Here is an 11,665-nt window from a genome sequence, read left to right as displayed (position 1 = left end):
AGTCCGGCCCCGCCCGGCCTGGCCCCGCCTGGTCTGGCTCGGCCCGGCCTGGCCCCGCCCGGCCTGGCCCCGCCCGGCCTGGCCCCGCCCGGCCTGGCCCCGCCTGGTCTGGCCCGGCCCGGCCGTTCAGCCCCGTTCCCCGGCCGTGCCCGCTTCCCCGGCGGTTCAACCCGTTGCCCGTGGACCCCGAAGAGTTCCCTGCTCCCGAGTTGCCCTATGGTGGTCCCGCGGGGTTTCCCGGCGGCGGTCCCGCGCGCGCAGCGGCGGTTGCGGGCCAGGGAAGCAGCCCGGCCGCAGTACTCACGCTGATGGTCACCGTTCCCTCCTGCGGATCCGGGACGCACTGCTCCAACCGGGCCTCGTTTCGTTCCGCTACCGCAGCGGCGAGTGTGCACGGGTCGGCGCCGCGAAGCCCCCTCAGGGCATCTGCCCCCGCGAGCGCGGCAAGGTTCGCTGCAGCACCCGCCCTGGCTCCGGATACCACTGCGGATGCCAGGAGTACCGCGGCCACCGCCAGTGTGATCGCCGCCAGCACGATACCGAGCATCAGGACCGTTCCCGCCCCAGCATCCGCCGGGGCAGCATGGCGGACAGGGTTCATTCGTTATCCTCCCGCGGGGCCGAGGCTTCTGCAGTGAGTGTGATGGGCAACAGGTCCAGTAACGGTGCCCGAAGCGGGGATTCAACGCGGACTTGAATCCAGTCCCCGCTCTCGGATATCTCCATCGCCGCCCCGTCACCGGCCAGGCGGTTGACGGCCGCGGAAGCCTCATCGATGTCTCCGCGCATGGCGAGCCTGGCCGCAGCACCGGCAGCTTCTTCGAGCCGCAGCTGGGTCAGGCCAGCCGCTGCTCCGGTCAGCAGTGCAGCCAGGACGATTGCCGCGGCAGGCATAGCCACTGCCAGTTCAGCTGTGACGGCACCATGGTCGGTTTCCCGGCGGAGTGCGGGGCTCACCCGAAACTGAGCGCGGCACGAATCAGGGACATGAGCAGCTCCCGGACATCGCCGCTGCTGAGCACCGCCACGAGCAGCGCGGCGAACGCGACGGCGGCAAGGGTAGCGATGGCGTACTCTGCGGTCGCCATTCCCGCCTCCTTATCCTGCGCCGTCATTTCGTGTCCCCTTCTGTCCGGGAACGGGTAGACCTTGGCCAGGGGAACGGATTGATTCGGTGTATCCGGTAGCGCGGCGGACCCGGATACCGTTGCCCCGGTGCCGGCCGCAGGCATGTGCTGAGCATCGTCCGGAGCATCAGCGCCGGGAGAGCGGCCGGCGTTGCCGGCACCGGTAGTTGCAGCCAGACGGCGGGACTCGGGGGATGCGATCGGTTCGAGCTGCATGGATGACATTCTTTGACTCCTCGATTGTGTGGGTAACGCCGCGGACCGGCGGCCGTTGGCATGAACCGAGTCTTGCCCTCGCGGGGTCTTCTGGAGACCGAGGGGTCCGCAGCTAGGGAAAACAGCTTCCGCACACGGCCCTGTGGAGGAGCACCGCCTCTGCTGCAGGCACTCCTCCACAATCTCCGCCACGGAATGGGTGGAGCAAAAACCCTAGAACTGCGGCAGCAGCGCCAGCAGAAGCGGAACCACTGTGAAACACAGAAATGCAGGTAAGGCGCAGAGGCCCAGCGGCACGACAAGCTGGATCCCCAGTGCTGCCGCACGCCGTTCCGCCTCCCGGGTCCGGCGGCGGCGAATCTGTGATGCCTGGGCATGAAGCACGGCGGCCGATGGAGCACCGCTGGACGCGGCAAAAGCGAGGGCATCCCTGAGAACCGTGGCCGATGACCCTGCTTCCTTCGTCTTTTCCCCTCCTGTCCTAGCCCCCAGTTCCCAGGCCTGCTCCCATCCGGCTCCCAACTCCAGTGCCGTCACTACCCGGCGCAGGATGGCACGAAGCGGTGGATCGGAGGTCTCGCCAAGCACCAGCAAGACGGTGCTCAGCGGCCGTCCCGCGGAAAACATGGCCGCAGAAAGATCCAGCATGAGGGCCGGGTCACGGATTCCAGCAGGCACGGCCTGTGCGGACATCCCGCCGCCTGAGGCTGCAGCGTGTCCAGATGCGCCGGCCTCGCCGGCGGCCGGCCCGGATGCGGCCGGCAACGAGCCGCCGGATGGCGTGGGCACCACGATCGTGACAGGTCCCTGCCACAGGACTGCGGCGGCGAGGCAGAGCAGGAGTCCCACGAACAGGCCGGTCATATCCCGATCCGGAACGTCACCCGGTCCCCTCCCCAGGCGGTACCGCGCGCACTATCAGCCGTCTGGACCAGAACCGCGCAGCCAGACCGAGCACCGTACCGGCTCCGGCTGCGGCCCATCCCAGCGGGCTTTGGGCCAGTACGGCCAGAGGGTTGGTTCCCAGCAGGAATCCGAGCCCCAGCCCAGCCAGCGGCAGCCAGGTCAGAAGCCGGACGGTGGCCCGCGGCCCCGAAAGCGCCGAGGCCCTCGCCGCGCGGGAATCCAGAATTGCCTCCAGGCCCTGCGCGTAGCGTGCCAGGATTCCTGCCAGCGGCGCTCCGCTGCGCTCTGCTGCCTGCACACACGCTGCCAGATCGCTCCACAGCATGGCATGCAGGCCGGAGGTTTCCCGCGCGGCCCGGCGCAGCACGGGCACCGGGCTCATCCCCAGCAGGGCTGCCCGCGCGGCCCGGTCCAGGGTTGGTGACAGGAGGTTTCCCGGGAGCGCGGCCTCCGCATCCCGCTGCAGGCGGGCGGCGTCAGCCCACAGCTGGACAGGTGTCCGGCCCGCTTCGAGAAGACCGGCCAGCTGGTGGACCAGCAGCGGCAAGCGGTGCAGTTCGTCCTCGGTGACCTTGTTCTGTCTGGTCCGCCGAGCCACAGGAGGATGAGTTTTCGGAACAGCCGAGGGAGCGCCCGTTGGGAGCGGGTTCCGCTGCAGCGGTTCGCCTGCCCTTTGGTTCTTGAGCGCCAGCAGCCAGGCAGCCGCCAGCAGGCCGGCGACCCACAGGCCAGTCACGACTGTGCCCGGAGACGAGGGTGCCGGTGAAGCAACCGGCACCGGGTACCTGCGAACTCCCGGGTACACACCGTCACCATTCGGTCTTCGCGGCCAGCCGTGCCTGCAGTTTGTCCCAGCCCGGTCCGGGTTCCGGGCTGTCGGGACGGCAGTCCAGGGCTGTCAGGGCAACGAGCGCGCCGTCGCCTGCTGAGTCAAGCACGGCAATTTCAGCAACCCGGCGACCGTCCGCGTCCCGTTCCAGATGGATCACAGCATCCAAGGCCCCGGCAGCCTGCAGGGCCAGCGCCCGCGCATTGAGTCCGGCGAGCGCGCCAAGGGCAGCAAGCCGGGCCGGGACAGTGGTGGCTGCGCTGGCGTGGATGGTTCCGCCGGCGCCGTCGTGGCCGGTATTCATTGCCGCGAGGAGTTCCCGTACTTCCGCCCCGCGGCACTCCCCCACAACCAGCCGGTCAGGACGCATGCGCATGGCCTGGCGAAGCAGGTGGGCCAAATCCACTGATCCAGCGCCTTCAATGTTGGTGTGCCTCGCCTGCATCCCGACGACGTGAGGATGCAGGGGCGCAAGTTCAGCGGCGTCCTCGATCAGCACCAGGCGTTCATTCGGCTGGCAAAGGGACAGGAGGCTGGAGAGCAGTGTGGTTTTCCCCGTGCCGGTGGCACCGCTAATCAGGAAGTTCAGCCTGGAAGCAACGACGGTCCGCAAGATGCCTGCACACTGCGCATCCATCATGCCTGCGTCCTGCAGCTCGTCCAGGCTGAAGCTGTCCGCAGCCCGAACCCGGATCGACAGCAGGGTGGAACCCGTGGAGACAGGCGGCAGGACTGCATGGACGCGGCACCCCCGAAGCTGAACATCGGCGCATGGAGCTGAGTCATCCAGGCGCCGGCCACCGGCGGCGATGAGCCGGACGGCCAGTCCCTGCAGGTCAGCCTCGGAGGAGAAAGTGACTTCGGTCCGGGAGAGACCGGCCCCGGTGTCTATCCATACCTCCTGTGGCCCGTTGACCAGGATGTCTGTCAGCCCCGGTAGTTGAAGCAGCCCCTGCAGCGGTCCGAGTCCCTGCAGCTCCGCGTGGACCCGGTCAACGGCGCGCAGACCTCCGTCCGATCCCAGCAGGCGGCCGCTGGCATGCACCGCGGCGGCCAGCCGTGCACCGGTGACCGGGACGTCGCCTGCCAGGACGTCCTCCCGGATCTGGTTGACCAGGCCGGCGTAGGATTGCCGGTCAGCGGTCCGCTGGACCGGACGAAGTGCCCGCCGCCCCGCGCCGTTCATGGTTGAATCCATCCCGCTGAAGGGCCAGCCGCGGCCAGGATTCCGCGGACAGCGCGGCGGAGCCGTTTTCGCCTGGCGTCCAACAGGCGCCCGCCGTCGGAAGCCGAGGCGAGCCCCCGCACCCAGGGCAGGTAACCGGCCAGGTCCATCCCCAGCAGCGCAGCTGTCCGGGCCTCATCCATACCCTCCGGGAGCGGTCCCCGAACTACGGCGAAGGCCGGCGGCGCCCCGGAGCCCATACCGCTCCACCAGGATTTGGCAGCGAGCAGCCGGGCTGTTCCGCCGCCGACGACGGCCAACAGTGCGTCACACTGCTCCAGCGCCCTTGAGTGCCGCGGCGGAGAGGCCCCCAGGTCCAGGATGGTCAGTTCAAAGGCTGCACGGGCCGCATGCAGGACTGCAGGCTGGACCTCATGTTCCAGCCCTTCCGGAATGGGGTCACCGGCGGCGTTCCCAAGCACTGCGAAGTGCCCGGTCTCCGGGAGTGCAGCCGCCAGCTGGACGGGGTTGACCGTCCCCTCAACGCCGGCAAGATCCTGCCAGCGCAGTCCGCCCGCTTCCGCCGCACCCACACGGTATTCGATGCCTCCGCTGCTTGACCCCGTCTCGGCGAGCAGTACCTGCAGCCCGGACTCAGCTGCCTCCCGGGCCAGCAGGCACGCCAGTGTTGAACCGCCGATCCCACCAAAGGCCCCTGCAACGCCAAGGATGCGTCCGGTGGGGCTGTTGCGCCGGGCGAGGTGTTCTGCCAGCCAGCCGCCGGCCTGCGGCAGCACCGCTACTCCATCCACCCCGTGCCGGGCAGACTGCTGCCAGGGCTCATCAGCGTCAAAACCAACACAGATGGTTTCCGTGCCCCCGCAACCTCCCAGCGCACGTCCTCCGCGTTCCAGGGCGTGGGTGTCCAGCAACAGGATTCCGGGAGAGAGCGCCAGCGCACCGGCAACGGTTTCTGCCGTGCCAAGGGCGATGCCGGCAGCGACGGCGATGCGCGCGACTTCGTCCTGGAGCGCCTGGTTTCTGGGACTCACCAGGACGGCGTCCACTCCGCCGGTTTGGCCCGAGGACGCCCGTTCCAGCTGGACCCGCCTGGCAGGTGGGGTCCAGGAGAGAGTTTCCGTCATGGCTTCAGCCTTCCGGCCGGTGCCCGGTCCTGCTCGACTGCAGGCCAAACTGGGGAGAGAAGACACTCCTCGGTCAGCGGTCACCCCCTGTGGAGGACAGGACCGCAGGCACCGTCGCCGTCCGCGTCTTTGGATGTCCCCGGGACAGGGAAGAATGAAGGCATGCACCTTGTCCTGGCTCCCGCAAGCGCCGGTGCCTGGGTCCTGCAGCCGGCCGACGCTGCCGGGACGCCCACCGCTCCGGCCGCCGTCGTGCCCGCAGCTGAGCTGCCGCGCGCCGTGGCGCAGGCGGAGCAGCGGCCGGTCCGCTGGGTCTGGGACCGGAGCCGGGAGACCTACGGCCGGCTCCTGTCCGCCGGGATGAGCGTTGAACGCAGCCACGACCTCACCCTGTGCCGGGAGATCCTGCGCAACTCCGAATTCGCCGCTGAAACGCCCTACATCCAGGAGCTGCGGGCCCACCGTCCCGAGGATGAGCCGGACCTGGCACCCCGCCAGCTGCTCCCGGCAGCACCGTCCCCGGACCAGGGATCACTGTTCGAGGGGCTCGACGGCGCCGAAAACCTTGATCCCCGCGCCCGGCAGGCATCCCGCACGGTCGAGGAACTCACCGAAGAGCTCCAGGACCAGCTGGCCGCCGTCGCCGGAAGCACCGAACGGCGACGCCTCACGCTGCTGCTCGCGGCCGAATCCGCCGGAGGCCTGATCGCCGCGGAGATGGAGCATGCCGGGATGCCCTGGCGCCGGGACCTGCACGAGGCGATGCTCGAAGAACAGCTTGGGCTGCGTCCGCCGGAAGGCCGGCGCCCCGCCAAACTTGAGGCCGCGGTCGCTGAGCTGCGGGCACAACTGAACAATCCGTCCTTCAACCCCGACTCCCCGCAGGAACTCCTCCGCGCCCTGCACCGCGCGGGCATCGAAGTCAGGACCACCCGCACCTGGGAACTGGAACAGCATGACCACCCGGCCATCGAACCGCTCCTGCGCTACAAGAAACTGGCACGCCTCCTCTCAGCCAGCGGCTGGAGCTGGCTCGATGACTGGGTTCAGGATGGACGCTTCCGCACCGAGTACGTGGTGGGCGGCGTGGTTTCCGGCCGCTGGTCCTCCCGCGGCGGAGGCGCCCTGCAGATCCCCAAGTCCGTCCGCGACGCCGTGCGGGCGGATTCCGGGCACAAGCTCCTCGTGGCCGACGCCGCCCAGCTTGAACCACGGGTCCTCGCCGCCCTGGGCCAGGACTCTGCGCTCGCGGCAGCCGCCCGCGGCAAGGACCTGTACCAGGGCATTGCAGACCAGGGCTTCAACGGTGACCGGTCGCTGGCCAAAGTTGCCATGCTCGGCGCCATGTACGGGGCAACCAGCGGCGAAGCCGGCCGGCTGATGCCCGTCCTGACCAGGAACTATCCCCGGGCAATCGCAGTGGTGGAACGTGCCGCGCGCACCGGTGAAGCCGGCGGAACAGTATCCAGCCGGCTGGGCCGCAGCACGCCCCCCGCCTCCGAACGGTGGCTCGCCTCCCAGCGCACAGCGTCGGCGGAGGAACAGCGCCGCGCGGACAACCTGGCCCGGTCCCGGGGACGTTTCACGCGAAACTTCGTAGTGCAGGGCACCGCAGCTGAGTGGGCTACCTGCTGGCTGGCGGGAATACGACGCCGGCTGCGGGCGGCCTCGGGCACCTCACCGGCGGGGCGGCTCGTGTTTTTCCTGCATGACGAGGTGATGCTGGAGGTGCCTGCCGGGCGGGTCCGGGAGGCCGAGTCGATTGTCACGGACGCCGCAGCCGAGGCCACGGAGCTGCTCTTCGGAAAGATTCCGCTGGAGTTCCCGGTGGTGTGCGCCGCCGTCGACTCCTACGCAGAGGCGAAGTAGCGCTCAGCCTGCCGCAGCGGTACCGGAGAACGCAGGACTCGGATGGGAACCGGCGGGCGGGAACCAGCGGAGAACCAGCAGTGTGTAGGCCAGCACGACGGCGATGGAAACCGGCAGTTGGGCCAGCGGCAGATCGACGGCGTTCGGGTCTGCCAGGCCCACCGCCCCCAGGGCCAGCACCACCAGGTTGTTCACCATGTGCAGGGCAATGGCAGCTTCCAGTCCGCCCGTGCGCCACGTCAGCCAGCCTGCGGCCACGGCGAACACGGCGACGTCGATCTGGCCCACCAGTCCGTAGCCGTGACCCAGCACGAACAACGGCACCGGAAGAAGGATGGCGAACGCCGGATGGCGGAGCCAGGACCCAATCACCTGCATGAGCAGCCCCCGGAAGGCATATTCCTCCGCGGCGGCCTGGAACGGGACCACGGCCACGGCGACCAGGAGCATCAGCAGCCCTCCCCCGGCGGCGCCGGCTCCGGAGAACTCGCCGGAGACTTCTCCGGGCAGCAGCAGCGTGACCGCGCTGCCGGCCAGGACCAGCCCGGCGGCCACCGCCAGCAGCCGGGGAAAGAGCTGCCAGCGCAGCCTGCCGGTAACCGAGGAGAGCGTCCCGCCGCAGCGCCGGCCGCCCCAGCGCACGCCCAGCACGGCCGCCGGCCAGAGCAGGCACACCGCGCCCAGCAGGAACGCCAGCTGCCCGGGGTCGCGGAGATCGGGGTGCACCGAAACCGCACTGTCTACGGTGGCGGCCACCGCGGGGACGAAGAACCCAAGGATGAAGAGGAACACGACGGATGCCAGGACCAAGACACCGTAGATCCCGGCGGCGCAGAGCAGGGTGAGCACCGGACGCCACCACCGGTAGTCCGGCCTTGCGCGGGCCAGGCGGTGGAAGGCCGTCCCGCGGGGTGCTGCTGCGGACTGGGCGTGGAGTGGGGAAGGGGAAACCATGGTCCCCAGCCTCCCTGCCGCCGGTGCTTGCCCGCATCGGCCACTGGGCCTTTTCCCGCTCCGCCCTCTGGCGCCCGAAGCTCATGCTTTTGGCCAATTGCCGGGTCTAAGCGGCCCTCACTAGGATCGGTTGAATGCAGCCGATGCCTTACCGCCCCAGCGTCCTTCGGACCACGGGACTGACCCTCGGCGCGGCGGCCGCCGGGATCGCCACCTTCCTGGTGGCGCAGGGCAGCATGTTCCCCGCCGATGGTTCGGACCCGCCGCCCTCTTTCCTGGCACTGATGGTGCTGGACCTGCTGCTGGGGCTTGCCGCCGTCGGGCTCCTCCCGCTGGCACTCCGGCGGGCGCCGCTGGGCGCCGGGCTGCCGATCATCGCCCTCTCTTCGCTCTCTTCCCTGGCCTTCATCCCGGCCTGCATGGCACTGATCGGGATTGCCGCCCTACGCCGGCCCCGGGCCCTGGTCGCTGCAGCGGCCGCCTACGCTGCCGCTGTCGCGGTGGACCTGGCCGTGCATCCGGACGGAGACCTGCCCTGGTGGGCGGTGCCGACGACCGCAGGCCTGCTGCTCGCCGTCCTGGTTTTAGTGGGCCTGAACCGCGGCGCCCGGCGGCAGCTCATCCGCTCCCTGCAGCATGAGGCACAGAGCGCGCACCGTGAGCAGGAGGCACGCACGTCCGCGGCACGGCTCGCTGAGCGCACCCGTATTGCCCGGGAAATGCATGACACTCTCTCCCACCGGCTGAGCCTGATTTCAATGCATGCCGGCGCCCTTGAGTACCGCTCCGACCTGGACCGGGACACCATCCGGGCCACTGCGGCCATACTGCGCGAGACCGCGCGGACAGCAGCGGGCGAACTGCGTACCGTCCTCTCCGTGCTGCGGGAGGATCCGGCTGAGACCGCGCCGCAGCCGGCACTGGACTCGATTCCCGGGCTGGTGGCTTCGGCCCGCGCAGCCGGCAGCAACGTTACGCTGCAGATGGATCCGCCTCTCCAGGGGGAGGCAACAGCCTCGCTCCCGGATGCAACCTCCCGGCACCTGTACCGGATTGTGCAGGAGGGGCTCACGAATGCGCAGAAGCATGCACCACGCCAGCCCATCCGGGTCTCCCTCACCGGTGCACCCGGGCAGGGCATCACGGTGGCCGTCAGCAATCCCCTTCACGCTGGCACAGCGTCTCCGGGCGCCGAAGGCCTGGGCCTGGTCGGCCTGGCAGAACGTGCCCGGCTGGCCGGGGGATCCTTTGAAACAGGCGTCCGCGGGGACGTCTACGCGACGACTGTGAAGGTGCCCTGGTGAAACCCCTGCGTGTCCTGCTGACCGACGACGAGCCGCTCATCCGCGCGGGGCTGCGGCTCATCCTCGACGGCGCGCCGGACATCGAGATCGTTGGTGAGGCCGGGGACGGTGAAGCCGCCGTGCGCCTCGCAGCGCAGCTTCGCCCGGACGTGGTCCTCATGGACATCCGAATGCCGGTCCTCAGCGGCATCCGCGCCACGGAACGCATCACTGCGCTGGCCGCACCACCGCGGATCATCGTCCTGACTTCGTTCGATACCGATGACTTCATCCTGTCCGCCCTGCGCGCGGGAGCCAGCGGCTTCCTGCTCAAGGACACGGCACCGGACGTCCTGGTGTCCGCTGTCCGGGACGCGGCGCAGGACTCACAGAGGTTCTCCCCCACCGTGCTGAAGCGCATCGTGGCGGCGGCAGCGGCGGTCCCGCCGCCGTCGGCCCGGGTACCGGACACCCGGCTGGAAGTCCTCAGCGAACGCGAGCGGGAGGTCGCGGAGGCGGTGGCCCGCGGGCTGACGAACACGGAGATCAGCTCCCAGCTGTTCGTCAGCGTCGCCACCGTCAAGACGCACATCGCCAACGCCTTCACCAAGCTGGACGTGACCAACCGGGTGCAGCTGGCCGTCACCGTCCTTGAGGCGCTGCGGAGCGCCGAGGCCACGTAGCTAGAGCGGCGGAACCATTTCCTGTGCCTCGTCCCAGGGCAGCGTCCAGCCCAGCTGGTCAAACACCTCGTCCAGGAGCAGAGCCGTGAATCCCCACACCACCACCCCGTTCACGAGGAATGCCGGGCCGCGGTGCTCCTGCCCGGGGCGGCCCAGCACGGTGGTGCGGCGGTTGACCGGGTTCAGCAGGTCTGCAACCGGGACACGGAACACCGACGCCGATTCGGCCTCATCCACAACATCCACCGGAGTGGGTTTGGCCCACCAACCCAGGACCGGCGTCACCAGGAAGTTACTCACCGGCAGGCCGACCTTCGGCAGCGTGCCCAGTATCCGCACGCCGCTGGGGTCCAGTCCGGTTTCCTCGTTAGCCTCGCGCAGTGCCGCAGCCACCGCGTCGGCGTCGGAAGCATCCACCCCGCCGCCCGGGAAGGCCACCTGCCCCGGATGATCGTTGAGGGTGGAGGCACGCTCCACGAAAAGGACATCGAGGTCGTCCGGAACGGCATCGGAGTGGAACTGCGCCGGGTGGTCATCGAGGACACCGAAGAGGATCAGCACGGCCGCTTCCCGCGCCACGGCGGGATCCACCGCGCGGGTCAGGAAACGCAGGTCACGCCCGTAGTTGCCGCCCCCGCTGCTGACGAGGCTGCCGAACGCTTCCAGCTGGGCCTGGGCGCTCATGCTTCAAGCCCGTAGCCGGCGGCGCGCAGCTGGGCCCTGGTTTCGGAAGCCATCATCCGGGCAAGCAGGTCCTCGCGTCCGGGAGCGAGCTCGTATTTGAGCAGTTTCCGGGCTTTCTCCGGATCCGTTTCGCCTTCTCCGTAGGAGGGGCAGAGCTGCGCCACGGCGCACGCACCGCACGCGGGTTTCTTGGCATGGCAGACCCGGCGGCCGTGGAAGACCACCCGGTTGGACAGCGGCGTCCAGTCCTTGGGTTCGAAGAGCTCCGCTACGTCCTGCTCAACCTTCACCGGGTCCTTCGAGTCCGTCCAGCCGAACCGCCGGGACAGGCGCAGGAAGTGCGTGTCAACGGTGATGCCCGGAACTCCGAAGGCGTTGCCCAGCACCACGTTGGCGGTCTTGCGGCCCACCCCGGCCAGTTTCACCAGTTCTTCCAGCTTGTTCGGCACTTCGCCGTCATAGTCGTCAACAATCTGGGTTGCCAGTTTCTTGATCGCGGCCGACTTGGCCCGGAAGAAACCCGTGGGCCGGATCAGTTCCTGCAGCTCTTCCTCGTTCGCTTCCGCCAGCGCACGGGCGTCCGGGTAACGCGCGAAGAGGACCGGGGTGACCGAGTTAACGCGTACATCAGTGGTCTGCGCGGAGAGCACGGTTGCAATCAGCAGCTCGAACGCGTTGGTGAAATCCAGCTCGGCCACCGCGTAGGGGTAGAGCTCGCCGAGCAGGCGGTTGATCTTGCGGGCGCGGCGCTTGGTCGCCAGCGGGGAGGCATCGTTGCCGGTGGGCATCTGGATGGTTTCCTTC

General features: G+C 69.3%; 13 protein-coding genes. 3 read left to right on the top strand and 10 right to left on the bottom strand.

The features are described 5' to 3' along the window. Positions 1-214 precede the first annotated feature (214 nt). The 7 genes from ACSLGO_RS00895 to ssd all read right to left on the bottom strand — a co-directional run bounded on the left by ACSLGO_RS00895 (position 215) and on the right by ssd (position 5,388). Positions 215-601: an Rv3654c family TadE-like protein gene (locus ACSLGO_RS00895; protein WP_436399723.1), complete on the bottom strand. Its 387-nt coding sequence runs from the start codon at positions 599-601 to the stop codon at positions 215-217. Beyond that, positions 598-957, bottom strand: a complete 360-nt coding sequence (locus ACSLGO_RS00890; protein WP_152273819.1) for a TadE family type IV pilus minor pilin — start codon at positions 955-957, stop codon at positions 598-600. Before ACSLGO_RS00890 ends, ACSLGO_RS00895 begins: the two co-directional genes overlap by 4 nt. Beyond that, positions 954-1,352 (bottom strand): DUF4244 domain-containing protein, encoded by a 399-nt coding sequence (locus ACSLGO_RS00885; RefSeq protein ID WP_436399722.1) that lies wholly within the window; start codon positions 1,350-1,352, stop codon positions 954-956. The genes ACSLGO_RS00890 and ACSLGO_RS00885 overlap by 4 nt, the downstream gene beginning before the upstream one ends. Positions 1,353-1,556: 204 nt before the next feature. Next, positions 1,557-2,207 carry a type II secretion system F family protein gene (locus tag ACSLGO_RS00880; RefSeq protein WP_436399721.1) on the bottom strand — a complete coding sequence of 217 codons (651 nt, stop codon included), beginning with the start codon at positions 2,205-2,207 and terminating at the stop codon, positions 1,557-1,559. Positions 2,208-2,223: 16 nt separating this feature from the next. Then, entirely contained in the window at positions 2,224-2,985 is a 762-nt protein-coding gene (locus ACSLGO_RS00875; protein WP_436399720.1) for a type II secretion system F family protein, read from the bottom strand. Between the two features lie 73 nt (positions 2,986-3,058). After that, positions 3,059-4,264, bottom strand: coding sequence for a TadA family conjugal transfer-associated ATPase (locus ACSLGO_RS00870; RefSeq protein ID WP_377955255.1), 1,206 nt, complete (start codon positions 4,262-4,264; stop codon positions 3,059-3,061). After that, positions 4,261-5,388 (bottom strand): septum site-determining protein Ssd, encoded by a 1,128-nt coding sequence (ssd, locus tag ACSLGO_RS00865; protein WP_436399719.1) that lies wholly within the window; start codon positions 5,386-5,388, stop codon positions 4,261-4,263. Before ssd ends, ACSLGO_RS00870 begins: the two co-directional genes overlap by 4 nt. Before the next feature lie 162 nt (positions 5,389-5,550). On the opposite strand from ssd, the gene ACSLGO_RS00860 reads away from it, so the two are divergent. Further along, a complete protein-coding gene (locus ACSLGO_RS00860; protein WP_436399718.1) occupies positions 5,551-7,257 on the top strand; it encodes a bifunctional 3'-5' exonuclease/DNA polymerase in 1,707 nt (568 codons plus the stop codon). A 3-nt stretch (positions 7,258-7,260) separates the two neighbouring features. On the opposite strand, the gene ACSLGO_RS00855 is transcribed toward ACSLGO_RS00860, so the two are convergent. Continuing rightward, complete coding sequence (locus ACSLGO_RS00855) at positions 7,261-8,211, bottom strand: CPBP family intramembrane glutamic endopeptidase (protein WP_436399717.1); 951 nt, start codon at positions 8,209-8,211, stop codon at positions 7,261-7,263. Positions 8,212-8,345: 134 nt separating this feature from the next. On the opposite strand from ACSLGO_RS00855, the gene ACSLGO_RS00850 reads away from it, so the two are divergent. Both ACSLGO_RS00850 and ACSLGO_RS00845 read left to right on the top strand, forming a co-directional pair. Further along, on the top strand, positions 8,346-9,515 hold the full coding sequence (locus tag ACSLGO_RS00850; protein WP_436399716.1) for a sensor histidine kinase: 1,170 nt from the start codon (positions 8,346-8,348) through the stop codon (positions 9,513-9,515). Then, positions 9,512-10,177: a response regulator transcription factor gene (locus ACSLGO_RS00845; protein ID WP_091601955.1), complete on the top strand. Its 666-nt coding sequence runs from the start codon at positions 9,512-9,514 to the stop codon at positions 10,175-10,177. The genes ACSLGO_RS00850 and ACSLGO_RS00845 overlap by 4 nt, the downstream gene beginning before the upstream one ends. On the opposite strand, the gene ACSLGO_RS00840 is transcribed toward ACSLGO_RS00845, so the two are convergent. Then, positions 10,178-10,861, bottom strand: a complete 684-nt coding sequence (locus ACSLGO_RS00840) for an NUDIX hydrolase (protein ID WP_436399715.1) — start codon at positions 10,859-10,861, stop codon at positions 10,178-10,180. After that, positions 10,858-11,649 (bottom strand): endonuclease III, encoded by a 792-nt coding sequence (nth, locus tag ACSLGO_RS00835; protein WP_091601947.1) that lies wholly within the window; start codon positions 11,647-11,649, stop codon positions 10,858-10,860. Before nth ends, ACSLGO_RS00840 begins: the two co-directional genes overlap by 4 nt. Positions 11,650-11,665: the final 16 nt, after the last annotated feature.

The sequence above is a fragment of the Arthrobacter sp. IK3 genome (genome assembly GCF_051337705.1).
Taxonomy (GTDB): domain Bacteria; phylum Actinomycetota; class Actinomycetes; order Actinomycetales; family Micrococcaceae; genus Arthrobacter_B; species Arthrobacter_B koreensis.
Note: the sequence above shows the minus strand (reverse complement) of the source record. Positions and strands in the feature narration are given on the sequence as shown.

Excerpts from the sequence above, each read along its gene's own strand:
- ACSLGO_RS00895 (WP_436399723.1), bottom strand. The coding sequence starts at position 601 with ATGAACCCTGTCCGCCATGCTGCCCCGGCGGATGCTGGGGCGGGAACG.
- ACSLGO_RS00885 (WP_436399722.1), bottom strand. The coding sequence starts at position 1,352 with ATGTCATCCATGCAGCTCGAACCGATCGCATCCCCCGAGTCCCGCCGT.
- ACSLGO_RS00880 (WP_436399721.1), bottom strand. The coding sequence starts at position 2,207 with ATGACCGGCCTGTTCGTGGGACTCCTGCTCTGCCTCGCCGCCGCAGTC.
- ACSLGO_RS00870 (WP_377955255.1), bottom strand. The coding sequence starts at position 4,264 with ATGAACGGCGCGGGGCGGCGGGCACTTCGTCCGGTCCAGCGGACCGCT.
- ssd (WP_436399719.1), bottom strand. The coding sequence starts at position 5,388 with ATGACGGAAACTCTCTCCTGGACCCCACCTGCCAGGCGGGTCCAGCTG.
- ACSLGO_RS00860 (WP_436399718.1), top strand. The coding sequence starts at position 5,551 with ATGCACCTTGTCCTGGCTCCCGCAAGCGCCGGTGCCTGGGTCCTGCAG.
- ACSLGO_RS00855 (WP_436399717.1), bottom strand. The coding sequence starts at position 8,211 with ATGGTTTCCCCTTCCCCACTCCACGCCCAGTCCGCAGCAGCACCCCGC.
- ACSLGO_RS00850 (WP_436399716.1), top strand. The coding sequence starts at position 8,346 with ATGCAGCCGATGCCTTACCGCCCCAGCGTCCTTCGGACCACGGGACTG.
- ACSLGO_RS00840 (WP_436399715.1), bottom strand. The coding sequence starts at position 10,861 with ATGAGCGCCCAGGCCCAGCTGGAAGCGTTCGGCAGCCTCGTCAGCAGC.
- nth (WP_091601947.1), bottom strand. The coding sequence starts at position 11,649 with ATGCCCACCGGCAACGATGCCTCCCCGCTGGCGACCAAGCGCCGCGCC.